Source organism: Marinobacter excellens LAMA 842 (assembly GCF_001574445.1).
Classification (GTDB): domain Bacteria; phylum Pseudomonadota; class Gammaproteobacteria; order Pseudomonadales; family Oleiphilaceae; genus Marinobacter; species Marinobacter shengliensis.
On record NZ_LOCO01000001.1, the window covers coordinates 399,939 to 412,900 of the forward strand.

At 61.3% G+C, this 12,962-nt stretch carries 12 protein-coding genes; 2 read left to right on the forward strand and 10 right to left on the reverse strand.

Annotated features, from left to right (window positions below; all coding sequences use genetic code 11):
- Positions 1 to 56: 56 nt before the first annotated feature.
- Positions 57 to 461: an acyl-CoA thioesterase gene (locus J122_RS01795; protein WP_061330874.1), complete on the forward strand. Its 405-nt coding sequence runs from the start codon at positions 57 to 59 to the stop codon at positions 459 to 461.
- Between the two features lie 47 nt (positions 462 to 508).
- Here the strand turns inward: J122_RS01795 and J122_RS01800 are convergent, their stop codons facing one another.
- The 7 genes from J122_RS01800 to J122_RS01830 all read right to left on the reverse strand — a co-directional run bounded on the left by J122_RS01800 (position 509) and on the right by J122_RS01830 (position 9,133).
- Positions 509 to 1,207: a hypothetical protein gene (locus tag J122_RS01800; protein ID WP_082780486.1), complete on the reverse strand. Its 699-nt coding sequence runs from the start codon at positions 1,205 to 1,207 to the stop codon at positions 509 to 511.
- A complete protein-coding gene (gene nifJ, locus J122_RS01805) occupies positions 1,191 to 4,592 on the reverse strand; it encodes a pyruvate:ferredoxin (flavodoxin) oxidoreductase (RefSeq protein ID WP_082780483.1) in 3,402 nt (1,133 codons plus the stop codon). Before nifJ ends, J122_RS01800 begins: the two co-directional genes overlap by 17 nt.
- Before the next feature lie 82 nt (positions 4,593 to 4,674).
- Positions 4,675 to 5,766, reverse strand: a complete 1,092-nt coding sequence (locus tag J122_RS01810) for a DUF3524 domain-containing protein (RefSeq protein ID WP_061330876.1) — start codon at positions 5,764 to 5,766, stop codon at positions 4,675 to 4,677.
- 42 nt (positions 5,767 to 5,808) lie between these two features.
- The gene (locus J122_RS01815) at positions 5,809 to 6,984 is read right to left on the reverse strand and encodes an MFS transporter (RefSeq protein ID WP_061330950.1); all 1,176 of its coding nucleotides are present in this window, start codon (positions 6,982 to 6,984) and stop codon (positions 5,809 to 5,811) included.
- A 77-nt stretch (positions 6,985 to 7,061) separates the two neighbouring features.
- Positions 7,062 to 7,859, reverse strand: coding sequence for an ABC transporter permease (locus tag J122_RS01820; RefSeq protein ID WP_061330877.1), 798 nt, complete (start codon positions 7,857 to 7,859; stop codon positions 7,062 to 7,064).
- Positions 7,846 to 8,454 (reverse strand): ATP-binding cassette domain-containing protein, encoded by a 609-nt coding sequence (locus tag J122_RS01825; RefSeq protein WP_061330878.1) that lies wholly within the window; start codon positions 8,452 to 8,454, stop codon positions 7,846 to 7,848. The genes J122_RS01820 and J122_RS01825 overlap by 14 nt, the downstream gene beginning before the upstream one ends.
- A 7-nt stretch (positions 8,455 to 8,461) precedes the next feature.
- A complete protein-coding gene (locus tag J122_RS01830) occupies positions 8,462 to 9,133 on the reverse strand; it encodes an SDR family oxidoreductase (RefSeq protein WP_061330879.1) in 672 nt (223 codons plus the stop codon).
- Positions 9,134 to 9,248: 115 nt separating this feature from the next.
- Here J122_RS01830 and J122_RS01835 point away from each other — a divergent pair, with 115 nt between their 5' ends.
- Complete coding sequence (locus tag J122_RS01835; RefSeq protein WP_058091567.1) at positions 9,249 to 9,875, forward strand: outer membrane beta-barrel protein; 627 nt, start codon at positions 9,249 to 9,251, stop codon at positions 9,873 to 9,875.
- A gap of 7 nt (positions 9,876 to 9,882) precedes the next feature.
- Here the strand turns inward: J122_RS01835 and arsJ are convergent, their stop codons facing one another.
- From arsJ to J122_RS01850, 3 genes are read right to left on the reverse strand one after another with little or no spacing between them, the layout of a single operon-like run.
- Entirely contained in the window at positions 9,883 to 11,076 is a 1,194-nt protein-coding gene (arsJ, locus tag J122_RS01840; RefSeq protein ID WP_061330880.1) for an organoarsenical effux MFS transporter ArsJ, read from the reverse strand.
- A 1-nt stretch (position 11,077) separates the two neighbouring features.
- A complete protein-coding gene (locus tag J122_RS01845; protein WP_061330881.1) occupies positions 11,078 to 12,082 on the reverse strand; it encodes an ArsJ-associated glyceraldehyde-3-phosphate dehydrogenase in 1,005 nt (334 codons plus the stop codon).
- Positions 12,083 to 12,127: 45 nt separating this feature from the next.
- Positions 12,128 to 12,892, reverse strand: a complete 765-nt coding sequence (locus J122_RS01850) for a metalloregulator ArsR/SmtB family transcription factor (protein WP_061330882.1) — start codon at positions 12,890 to 12,892, stop codon at positions 12,128 to 12,130.
- Positions 12,893 to 12,962 lie beyond the last annotated feature (70 nt).

Consider the following 12,962-nt stretch of genomic DNA (forward strand, 5'->3'; position numbering starts at 1 on the left):
CGCCAGCCCGTTACCATGCAGGGAAAACAACTCATAAGTATCTACAGGCGACTCCCATGACTGCATACGATGACGACAAACCCAAACCCCGCGGGGAACTCACCCTGCAGGTGGTACCCCTGCCCTCAGACACCAACCCCAACGGCGATGTGTTCGCCGGCTGGCTGGTCAAGCAGATGGACATCGCCGCCGCCACCATGGCCGGGCGTATTTCACAGGGCCGCAATGCCACCGTGGCCATGGACCGGATGGAATTTCTCTCACCCTTGCGGGTGGGCTCCCAGGTGGGCTGTTACTGCGAGCTGGTGGATATCGGCCGCAGTTCCATGAAAATCAATGTAGAGGTGTGGACCCTCGACCGCACCTCGAAGAACCCGCGCAAGGTGACTGAAGGCCTGTTCGTGTACGTAGCCATAGATGAGCATGGCCGCATCCGGGAAGTACCGGACCAGAGCCACTGATGTTCCGCTGATGGCTCAGGGCCGGTATGCATCCCGGCCCTGGCTCCCTATCGGGACGACTGCCATCCGTGCAGCAGCCGGGCATAGTTCAATCGCTCCCAGGTGCCGGCATCCGGCACATTATCCAGTGACAAGGCGCCACGGGCCTCCTGCAGGGATTGATAGCCTATGCTGGCGAGGCGCGTGGTGAGTTCACCCCCCAGCCGCTCGAAGGCGGCAGGGCCGTGTTGCAGAACCGTCGAAACCAGCTGTACCACCGTGGCACCAGAGAGGATCGCTTTGGCGGCATCGTCGCCCGTGTGAACGCCCCCAGACGCTGCCATGTCCATGCCGGTGCGGTTATACAGCCTGGCCATGGCGTGCAGGCGCAAAGGCAGCTCGGCACTGGTAGACAACACCACCTCCCGGCTCAATGCCAGCTGCTCCAGATCAATATCCGGCTGATAGAACCGGTTGAACAGCACCAGGCCCCTGGCCCCTGCCGCTTCAGCGCCGGCCTGCTCAAGTTCCGTGGCATGCTGGGTCCAGCCACCGGGGGAAACGCCGTTGAGGGAGGCAATCACCGGCACGCCCAGCTCCACTTTCAGCTGCTGCAATCGTTGCAGGTAACTGCCGGAGCCCATCTCGAAGATCTCGGATTCCGGAAAAAACGAGCGAGCCTCAGCATCCATGTTGATACGGGAATCGATAAACCGGTGCGCGGCCATCTGCTCGGCCACCAGCTGCTCCTCAAACAGCGAATGCATCACCACTGCACCGGCGCCGGCCTGCACGCAGGCCTTGCTCTATTCGGCGAGGATCAAACCGGTACAACGGCCAGGCCCAGCTGTCCACCGCTCGCTTTTGCTGCGCAGGGGAGTGCACCAGGTCGTAGCCGTGGGCAATGCAGGGGCTGTGGGCGATAACCAGCGCGGGGCCGTCAAAACTCTCGGCCTCCTGCAATGCCTTGGTGGCCTGGTTGCTGTGGGACTGCAAGGCCACCTGGGCCACATATACATGACCATAACTCATGGCCAGCAGCCCCAGATCTTTCTTGCGGGTTTCCTTGCCCGCCGCTGCAAACTTGGCCACAGCCCCCATGGGCGTGGCCTTGGATTGCTGGCCACCGGTGTTGGAATAGACTTCCGTATCGAGCACCAGCAGTTTGATGTTCTGGCCCGAAGCCAGGGCATGGTCCAGCCCGCCGTAGCCGATATCGTAGGCCCAGCCGTCGCCACCAATCACCCAGACGCTCTTGGGACAAAGTTCATCCGCCAGGTTATCCAGTTCCTGCGCTTCGGAGCCTTGTTGGCCTTCGAGCCAGTCACGCAGTTGGCCTATGGCTTCGCGCCGGGCCGCCACGGCGCTCTCGTCGAGAGTGACACAGGGGCTGGTCAAGGCCTGGTAGAGTTCAACCGGGAGCTGCGCTTTGATATCTTCCAGCAATTGCCGGGCCCGGCCAGCCAGTTTGCCCAGGCCCATACGCATACCCAGGCCCAGCTCTGCGGCATCCTCGAACAACGAGTTGTTCCAGGCAGGCCCCCGGCCATCGGCATTGACCGTGTAGGGCGTGGTGGGCAGGTTGCCGCCATAGATGGAGGAGCAGCCGGTGGCGTTGGCGATCATCAGCCGGTCACCCAGCAACTGGGTGAGCAACCGGATGTAGGGAGTTTCACCGCAGCCGGCACAGGCCCCCGAATATTCGAACAGGGGGATCAGTAACGGCAGAGATTTGAAATCCCGGGGGATTCGGTCACGGGGAACATCGGGCAAGCTACGCAGGAACGCCAGATTAGTGGCCTCATCCTCCAAATGTTCCTCAACGGGGCGCATGTTGATGGCCTTGCGCTTGGGCTGGGTGCGATCTTTTGCTGGGCACACTTCCACACACAAGCCACAGCCAGTGCAGTCCTCCGGGGCTACCTGAACCCGGTAGTCCAGCCCTTCCAGTTCGGGGGTATGGGTTTCCGGCACCGCAAAGAAGCTTTCCGGAGCATTTTTAGCGCTGTCCGGCTCGAATACCTTGCTGATAATGGCGGTGTGGGGGCAGATCATGGTGCAGAAATTACACTGCACGCACAGGTCTGATTCCCAGATCGGAATCTCCTGGGCAATGGCGCGCTTCTCGTACTGGCTGGTACCGGTGGGCCAGGTGCCATCCAACGGGAAGGCGCTGACCGGCAGTTTATCGCCCTGGCCATCCATCAGCAGCCGGGTAACTTTCTGTACAAAGTCCGGGGCATGCTCCGGCACTCTCGGGGGCCGGCTACGGGTGGCGGTTACTGAACCGGGCACCGGCACTTCGTGGAGATTATCCAGGGCGGAATCCACCGCCTCCACATTGCGCCGCACCACCTCCGGCCCGCGCCTGCCCCAGGTCTGGCGAATGGATTCCTTGATATGGGCAATGGCCTCTTCACGGGGCAGGATATCGGCCAGGGCAAAGAAGCACACCTGCATCACCGTGTTGATTCGCCGGTCCAGCCCAGCCTGTTCGGCGACGCTGGCGGCATCGATCACAAACAATCTGGCACTGCGCTCTACCAGCACCCGCTGGGCTTCCACCGACAATTGGTCCCAGGCCCGCTCCGCTGGCCATGGCACATTCAAGAGCACCGTCGCCCCGGGCGCAGCGTGTTCGAGCACGTCAAACTTCTCCAGAAACTGCGGCGCGTGCACGGCGACAAACTGGGCCTGACGAATCTGGTAACTGGAACGAATGGGATGCGGCCCGAAGCGCAGATGGGAGACGGTGGTAGCACCGGATTTCTTGGAATCGTAAACAAAGTGCCCCTGGGCACACAAATCGGTGCCCTCCCCCAGAATCTTGATGCTGGCCTTGTTGCTGCTGACCGTGCCATCGGCACCAAGACCAAAGAACAACGCCCGCCAGGTGTCCGGCGATTCGATATCCAGCTCGCTGTCCACGTCGAGGGACAAGTGGGTAACATCATCCCGCACCCCGACGGTAAAGCGGGTTTTCGGCGCCGGCTCCTGCATTTGCTCAAACACCGCACAGACCATGGCCGGGGTAAACTCCCGGGACGACAAGCCATAACGCCCGCCGATCACCCGGGGCAGATTCGGACGCTCACCCCGGCTGAACGCCTCGATCAGCGCTCCGCTGATTTCCAGCAGCAAGGGTTCACCCTGGGCGCCGGGTTCCTTGGTGCGGTCCAGCACGGCCAGATGTTGCACGGTATCCGGCAGCGCCTTCAGGAAGCGATCGGTGGCAAATGGCCGAAACAGGCGCACTTTGAGCACACCCACTTTTTCGCCTTTGGCCATCAGCCATTCCACGGTTTCATGGGCGCACTCTGCCCCGGAACCCATCAGGATCACCACCCGCTCGGCTTGCGGATGCCCCACGTAATCGAACAGCTTGTACCGCCGGCCGGTAATGTCGGCAAAGCGGGACATCACCGCTTCCAGATGGTCCGGGAAGGCTTGATAAAACGGGTTGGCCGCTTCCCGGGACTGGAAAAAAGCGTCGGGATTCTGGGAGGTGCCCCGCAGCACCGGGTGGTCTGGCGTCATCCGGCGGTTACGATGAGCTTCGATGCCCTGATAAGGCATCAATGCTTTCAGTTCATCGTCGCTGAGCGGAACAATCTTGGCGATTTCATGGGAGGTACGAAAGCCGTCGAAAAAGTGCAGCACCGGCACCCGGCTTTCCAGCGTGACTGCGTGACCAATCGCGGCCATGTCCTGGGCTTCCTGTACTGAGCCGGAGGCCAGCAGGGCGAAGCCGGTACCCCGCGCACTCATGACATCGGAGTGGTCACAGAAGATCGACAAGGCGTGGGTGGCCAGGCTGCGGGCGGCCACGTGCATGCAAAACGGCGTCAGCTCGCCAGCAATCTTGTACAGGTTGGGCAGCATCAGCAGCAGCCCCTGGGATGCCGTAAAAGTAGTCACAAGCGAACCAGCCTGTAAGGCACCGTGCATGGCGCCGGCCGCGCCAGCTTCGGACTGCATCTCCACCACTCCCGGTACCTGGCCCCAAACGTTTGGTTTGCCCAGGGCCGCCCAGTCGTCGGCATGCTCCCCCATGACCGAGGCCGGAGTAATCGGATAGATGGCGATGGTTTCACTCAACCGATAGGCCACTGAGGCAACGGCTTCGTTGCCGTCGAGGGTGCGGAACGCCATGGATACCATCCTTGTTGAAACGGCGGGATAATATCCAGTCTAGGCAGGGCCTGTGAGGCCCGCAAGTTGGCGCCAGACCAACCTAACGGCCAGCAATCAGGTCATCCAGCAGGGCCCGGTAACGCCCCGCCAACCGAGACGCCCGCCAGGCATCAGGGGAAGTAGAAGCGGGTTTATCCACCATGATCTGTTCCAGGCAGTCAGCCGCAGCCCTGGCTTCCGCTTCCGGGCTCGATTCGTCACTCCGGTAACGGCAAGGCTCGGGCACATACTCCCGGTACGCCAACCGGTCCGGCACCAGGGCCACACAGCCCGACGCCATGGCCTCCAGCACCGCCAGACCCTGGAAGTCGTGCAAGGCTGTGGACAAAACAATGTCTGCCTCGCGCAGCAACCGGTCGTACCCATCACGACTTTCCACATAGCCCCAGTGTTTGATGTGACCGGCAAATTGCTGGTGGATCTGGTCGAATGCCTCCGGGTAACGGCGGAAGCCCTCCCCCACCACACTCAAATGAAAGGGCATGGACCGGCCCTCCAGCGCCTGCAAAAACGCCAGCAAGCGATCCGGCCCTTTATCGTATTCCCAGCGATGGTTCCAGAGCAGGTGTGGGCACCGCCAGTTCAAGGCGCGCCCCTGGTCGACAAACAAACGGTTTTCAATCGGCACCGGCAGCACCCGGGATTTCTCTGTTAAAGCCTGCACCACCCCCGGCGGCACCGCATCGGGCATTTTGTTCAGTAAGGCGTCAACGCCCCTCAAGAAGCTGTCACGGTTCCAGGCGCTGTTGAACGCTACCGCGTCCGCAGCCAGCGCGCTGTATAGATTCACCATCTGCGGCTCCAGCCGACCCTGCTGCTGTTCGCTCACCGGAAAGGCAAACTGGTTTTCATGCATGTAGAGCAGGCACGGAGTGGTTGCCAGCTGGGGATGCAGACCCCGCAGGGTGGCCAGATCCACCATGGACGTGGCGACTATCAGGTCCCAGGGTTGTGACAGGCATGGCTCGGCCAGCCAGCTTACCGGGTTACCGCGAATGCGCCACTGGAAGAACCGGGGAGGAAGCGTCAGGGTCTGCCAGTGATAGTCGGGACACATCGCCACCAGCTGGTTCCGCCAGCGCTGGTGGCTGGCGGCGTCGTAGGCGGACAACAGAAGAATTCGCGGGGTCATGGCGATCCGTAACAGATGGGGCGGCTGAATCGGGCTATTGTATCAGGCTGGCGCCTTGCCTCGGCCCAGCGATAGCAATCCGAATACCGGCCCCGGCAGCAACAGCAGCGCCACCCACACCCCCCAGGGGCTCCAGAGCCCGCTGGTGATCCAGATAGCGGGCAGCGTCAGACCAAACCCGACGGCATTCATCACCGCCAGTGAGGAACCGACCGTTTCTTTCGGTGCGGTAGCCGCCGCCAGAGCCGAGAACTGGGGCGAATCCGCCACCACGGCAATGCCCCAGATCATCAGTAAAGCGATCAGCAGTATTGGCGACAGGCCGTGCAACCAGGGGTACAGCAGGCACAGCGCCCCGGAGACCATCAGCGCCCGCCGCGCCACCCACTCACTACCCCGGGTCCGAATAAGCCGGCCACCGCCAATGCAACCGGCCGCGCCGATACCGATCACCACGAACGATAGCCAGGGCACCAGCGCCTCACCCTGCCCCAGTCGGTTTAGTTCCCGGGCAATCAGTAACGGCACCAGGGTCCAGAACGCATAGAGCTCCCACATGTGGCCAAAGTAACCGCCGGCCACCGCCCGGAACCGGGGAATTCGCAGGGCTGCCAGGCCCTGAGTGATGGGCAGCCCGCCATTGGCTTTGGGCAGGTGCGGGCCATCACCGAGCAGGAACACCAGCAATCCACCCGCCAGCGCCAGAACCGACGCCGCCAGCAACGGCCACTCCCACGGCAGGCCCAGGGTTGCACCCCGCATTAAATGAGGCAGCGCAGTCCCCAGCGTGAGCATGCCCACCAACCACGCCAAAGCGGCGCCTGCGTGCTTGGGCGTCCAGGCAATGACCAACTTCATGCCCAGAGGGTAGATACCAGCCAGGCACAGGCCAGTGGCGAACCGCAACAGGCTATCCACCGGAAACACCCCCGCAACCAGGACAAAACCGGCATTGGCCAGGGCGCCCAGGACGCTGGAGACCAGAAAAATCCGACTGGCGCCAAAACGGTCGGCCAGCCCGGTAACCGCCAGGGTCAGCGTACCGACAATAAATCCGGCCTGAACCGACAGGGTAAGCCGCCCCAGATCCGATTCCGCCAGCCCCAGCTCACCAGCCAGGGATAACCAGACCCCATTGATACTGAACCAGAGGGACGTGCCAAACAGTTGTGCCAATACAATCACTGGCAGGGGATAACGTTGCAGTAGTCCGATCATCTTGTTGTCTTTATTGCGGGTGAAGCCCAAGCCTAGCCCCAAAACCGCTCGAGTACCCATGCTACTTTGGTGCCCGGTCAGGGTTCTATCAAACGATCCAGCCGCAGCCGCTCCCGCTCATCGAACAGCCGGCGACCACCCCAGCCCACCGCCATGACGGCTCCAAAACCGGTGCCGGCGGTAATGATCAGCATCACCAGAATCTGGTATTTCACCGCCACCGCCGGTGGGCTGCCCGCCAGAATCTGACCGGTCATCATGCCCGGCAGGCTGACAATCCCGGCAGCAGCCATGGCGTTGATGGACGGCATCATGCCACTGCGCATGGCGTCCCGGCGGATATCCTCCAACGCCTGCTGCCAGGTCTGGCCCAACATTAGCCGGTTCTCGATCACTGCCCGCTGGCGCCACACCGAGTCATTCAGGCGATCCAGGGCCAGGCTGACACCGGTCATGGTGTTGCCCAGCATCATTCCCAGCAACGGAATGGCGTACTGGGGCGCATACCAGGGGTCGGGGCCTATCACCACCGTCAGCGCAAGCACCGTCACAGTAAAAGAGGACACAAACATGGCCCCGGTACCGATGCCAAACGCCCACCAGCCACGCAGGCGCCGGCCCTGGCGCGCCACCACCTCCCGGCCAGCCACCAACAGCATGATCAGCGCCAGCAGGGCAATCCAGTAGAACGCCGAAGAGGCAAAGAGCGCTTCCAGTACCAGCCCAATCAGGGCCAGCTGGATAACCGTGCGGACAGTGGCAATCAACAGACTGCGGGACACACCCAGCCGGGCCATATGACTGGTTAATGCCAACGCCAGGATGAGCAGCGCCGCCAGCCCCAGCTTCCACCAGGCCAGATCAATCACTTCCATGTTCGGGCTCCAGTGCCGTTCCGCGAATCCCATAGTGGGCATCCGCCACGCGGCGAATCTGGGCCGGGTCGTGGGCTACCCATAAAGTTGCAATCTGCTGGCGCTGAATCTCGTCCAGCAGCCAGTTTTCAATGTTGAGGGTGCTGTCGCCATCAAGATTCGCCGTCGGCTCATCCAGCAACAGCGCCTGTGGCTTAAGGGCCAATGCCCGCCACAATGCCAGCCGCTGCCGTTCACCGGATGACAGCCGGCTGACCGACCAGGCCATCACGTCCGCAGGGAACCCCAAAGCGGCAGGCAGCCGTTCGCCAGCCCCTTCGGGAAAGTGGGCACTCACCTCGTCAAACCACCACTGACTGTCCGCCGGCACCATCACCACCTGGCGTCGCCACTGATGGGCCGGCACCGCGCCCTGGCTGGTGCCATTCAGGGAAATCTCTCCACCGTGGGATTCCAGGTCTGCCGCTGCCCGCAATAACCGGCTTTTACCACTGCCGGATGGCCCGGACACACAGACTACCCGGCCAGCGGGTACCGCCAGTGACACCCCGGTAAGGGCACCAACGCTGACCTGATCCAGCAACAGGCCCGTCAAAACCGGCTCACCAGGGCAGTTCCTCACCGTTGCTGTGCCAGAACGAACCGGAGTTCTCCAGGTTCAGGTTGGCAATGCGCTCGGCCAGCCCTTTGGCGGACTCTTCCGGAGTGATCAAACCACCAAAATTCACCATTCGGGTCTTCACATAACCGGGATGCAACTGAGCCACCGCAATGCCCCGTGGTTTCAGGTCTACTGCCAGTGATTTGCCAAAAGCGTTGAGGGCCGCCTTGGAGGCGCGATAGCCGTAGCGGCCGCCGGAGTCGTTGTCGGCAATGGAACCCATGCGGCTGGTGATGTTGGCGATCTTGCCGCCTTCACGGATTTGCGGCACCAGGGCTTCGGTGACCCGCAGGGGTGCGTAGGCGTTGATTTCCATCTGAGTGCGGATGGAATCGAAATCGATACTGCCCAGCTGTTCATCCTGCAACAGCCCGGCGTTGTTGATCAGCAGGCTGATGGACTTGCCCGCAAGGCCGGTTTTGAGTGCGTCAATACCGGCATCGGTGGTGACATCCACCCCGTCAATCACCTGGTTCGCAACCGCGGCCAGCTCGTCCGAGGACTGCCGGCATACGCCGATCACCTCACAGCCCTCCCGCGCGTAATGCCGGGCCAGTTCCAGGCCAATGCCACGGTTGGCACCGGTAATCACAACCACTTGGGGTTCAGACATAACACCTCCCTTTTACACGGTTTGTTCAGCCCTATTGGCAGGGTCTGCCGAATCTGTAATGGTTACACCATTGCACACCATCTTGCCAGTAACCCACCGCAGAGTATCGGCGCCCATGAACATTCGAACCCTCACCGCTGTCACACTCACCCTGGCGCTGGCCTCATCACCGGCGGCGGCAGACATCGGTTTGTCACCCTTTGCCGGTTACCGCATGGGTGGCTCGGTAGATATCGAGACGGCCGGCGCCAGCACCGATGACCAGATCCGCTTTCGCGATTCCGTGAGCCATGGGCTGGTGGTCAACTTCGACCTGCCGGAAGCCGGCAAACAGGGGGAGCTCTATTTTGGCCGGCAAAGCACCTCGGCCAGGCTGGACAACGGGTTGTTCGCACCGGGCACCCGCTCCATCGACCTGACCATCTACCAGTTGCAGTTTGGCGGGCTCTACTTTCCGGGCGGTAAAACCTATGGCGGGTTTGTCTCCGGCGTGCTGGGCGTTACCCGGCTGGAACCGGACGATTCCAGTTACGACACCCACCACCGAGCCGCCCTGTCGCTCGGCGGCGGCTACCAGTTTTTCCTGAGTGAACAATTGCGCCTGCGACTGGACCTGCGGGGTGTCTACACCGCCCTGGATTCGGGCGGCTCGGTGTTCTGCTCCGGGGGATGTGAGCTCAAGTTCCGCAGCAGCGGATACCTGCAGGTAGAAGCCAGTGCTGGCCTGGTGGTGCGTTTTTAATACCCACTCAGGCCATCACCTGCCGCCGCTCAGGCAGCAGCATTGACAACAGAGCCGCCATGGCCACCAGCCCCGCCGAAATCCACAAACAGGCCTCCAGCCCATACACCTGATACACCCAACCGGACAGGATAGTACCCAACAACCGGCCGGCAGCGTTGGACATGTAATAGAACCCCACATCCAGCGACACGCCGTCGCCCCGGGCATAGCTGACAATCAGGTAGCTGTGCAGGGAGGAATTGATGGCAAACAGCACGCCGAACAGCAACAGCCCCCCGACAATGACCACCTGTGGCGACCAGCCCGCCATCAGGCCACCGGCAATGGCTGCCGGGATAAGCGCCAGGAACGCCGCCCAGAGTACCGCCGGTTTCTTGCCTTCCATGTTGCCGGTAATCCTGGGGGCTATGGTCTGGATAAAGCCATAGCCGATGATCCAGCTGGCCATAAAGCCGCCCACTTTCCAGTGGTCCCAGCCAAATACCGTGTGCAGGTAAACCGGCAACGCCACCACAAACCACACATCCCGGGCGCCGAACAGGAACATTCGTGCGGCAGACAGCACGTTAATCGCCCGGCTCTTGGACAGAATATCGGTGAACTTGGGCTTGGCCTTGCTCTTGCCCAGCTCCTGTTTAAGCAGGAACAGGCTGGCCAGCCATACCAGCCCCAGAGCCACCGCCATGATCACCACGGCACCTGTAAAGCCGGCCGCCATTAGCAGCACGCCACCCAGGAAGAAACCTACCCCTTTAAGGGTGTTCTTGGAGCCGGTGAGAATGGCCACCCACTTGTACAGGGTGCCCTGTTGCTCATCCGGCACCAGCAACTTGATGCCACTCTTGGCGGACATTTTGTTCAGGTCTTTGGCAATGCCGGACAACGCCTGTGCCGCCATCACCCAGGGCACGGTCAGCATGGCCGCCGGCACCGCCAGCATGGCCAGGGCCACAATCTGCAGGAACAGCCCGATGTTCATGGTGCGGTTCAGGCCCATACGGGCCCCCAGATAACCGCCCACCAGGTTGGTTACCACCCCGAAGAACTCGTAGAAGATGAACAGCAGGGCAATTTCCAGGGGTGAGTAACCCAGCTGGTGGAAATGCAGTACCACCAGCATCCGCAGGGCTCCATCCGTGAGAGTGAAGGCCCAGTAGTTGCCGGTGATAACCAGGTACTGGCGAATGGCGGCATTCATATCAAGCCAGGCCCACCTTGCGCGCCAGCTCGGCGGTACGGTTGGCATAACCCCACTCGTTGTCGTACCAGGCATAGATCTTTACCTGGGTGCCGTTGATAACCAACGTGGACAGCGCATCAACGATGGATGAACGGGGATCGGTTTTGTAATCGATGGACACCAATGGACGCTCTTCATAGCCCAGGATGTCTTTCAGCTCGCCCTCGGCGGCTTCTTTCAGCAGCCTGTTAACCGTCTCCACGTCTGTGGGCTTTTCCACTTCGAAAACACAGTCGGTCAGTGATGCGTTGGTGAGCGGAATCCGCACCGCGTGGCCGTCCAGCCGGCCCTTGAGCTCCGGAAAGATCTCGATAATCGCGGTGGCGGAACCGGTACTGGTGGGAATCAGTGAACTGCCACAGGCCCGGGCCCGGCGCAGATCCTTGTGGGGCGCATCGATGATGGTCTGGGTGTTGGTCAGGCTGTGAATGGTGGTGATGGAACCGTGCTTGATGCCCAGTTTCTCATGGATCACTTTGACCACCGGGGCCAGGCAGTTGGTGGTGCAGGAGGCCGCGGTGATAATCCGATCGGTGGCCGGGTCGAAGATGTGTTCGTTCACCCCCATCACAATGTTCTTGGCGCCTGCTTCCTTTACTGGTGCGGTGACCACCACCCGCTTCACCCCCTGGTCCAGGTAAGCCTGCAAAACCTCGACTTTCTTGTTCACGCCGCTGGCTTCAATCACCAGATCACATCCAGACCAGTCGGTGTCCGAAATGGCTCGGTTTCGGGTAACGCGCAGGCGCTGTCCTTCAATCACCATGTCGTCGCCATCGGCACTGGCTTCATGGCTCCAGCGGCCGTGGACACTGTCGAAATTCAGCAGGTGCGCGAGGCTTGCCGCGTCTGCTCCCGGGTCATTGATGGCAACGAACTCCAGTTCCGGCCAGCCCCAGGCAGCCCGCAGCGCCAGCCGGCCAATGCGTCCAAATCCGTTAATACCTACTTTGATCTTGCTCATGGTGATCTCCTTGCGACCTTCGCAATCCGTATACTCGTTAAGTGATCAGGGGCACTGCACAACCGGGCGATCCGCCATGGCCTGCAATTGCGCCAGGGGGCGTTCGATCAACGCCCCGTTACTCAGAGCGGTCTCATCCAGAACCCGCGCCACCCAGGCCGGTAGCCGGGGGTTAAGGTAATAATAGACCCATTGGCCACGCCGCTCGGTTTCCAGAAGCCCGGCATCCCGCAGGCTCGCCAGGTGGCGGCTGACTTTTGGTTGCGACACCTCGAAGGCTTCGGTCAGCTCACATACGCACAGTTTTTCCTGATCCTTGATCAGTAACAGCGCGGCCAGGCGCAGGTCGTCGGCCATGGCCTTGAAGATCGCAACCGGGCTGTAGTCAGCGGGTTTCAGGCCGGTTTCTTTCTGGTGCACCAGGGTAAAAAGGCCAAGGCGCTCCTTCAGTTCTTTCAACGTCAGGGCAAAGGTGGCGTGGCGATTGGTCTCTGCCGGGTCCGCAAAGTCCCAGGCAATCTGCTGGGCACCCTGGCAGGCGGCGGTGCATTCCCGGGCGGCTTTTTCACACAGGGTGATCACGTAGTCCCAGTACTGGCCCTTCAGCTCAGCCAGCTGTTTGCTAAACAGCCCTTCGGTGGCAATACCGGCCTCGGACAATACCTGCAGCGCCAGCGGATGCGGCTCTGTGGGCTGGGTGCCGGCGCTGGCCACTTCAAACTGGTCTCCGGCCATGTGCCGCAGCAAGGCCTCTGCCATGATGGAACGGGCACTGTTTGCGGTACAGATAAACAGAACTCGGCGCTTCATATCCACATCCCCAAATATACGTTTTTACGAATATCTAATTTTATGCATAATAGTGTGACAAGATGATGTC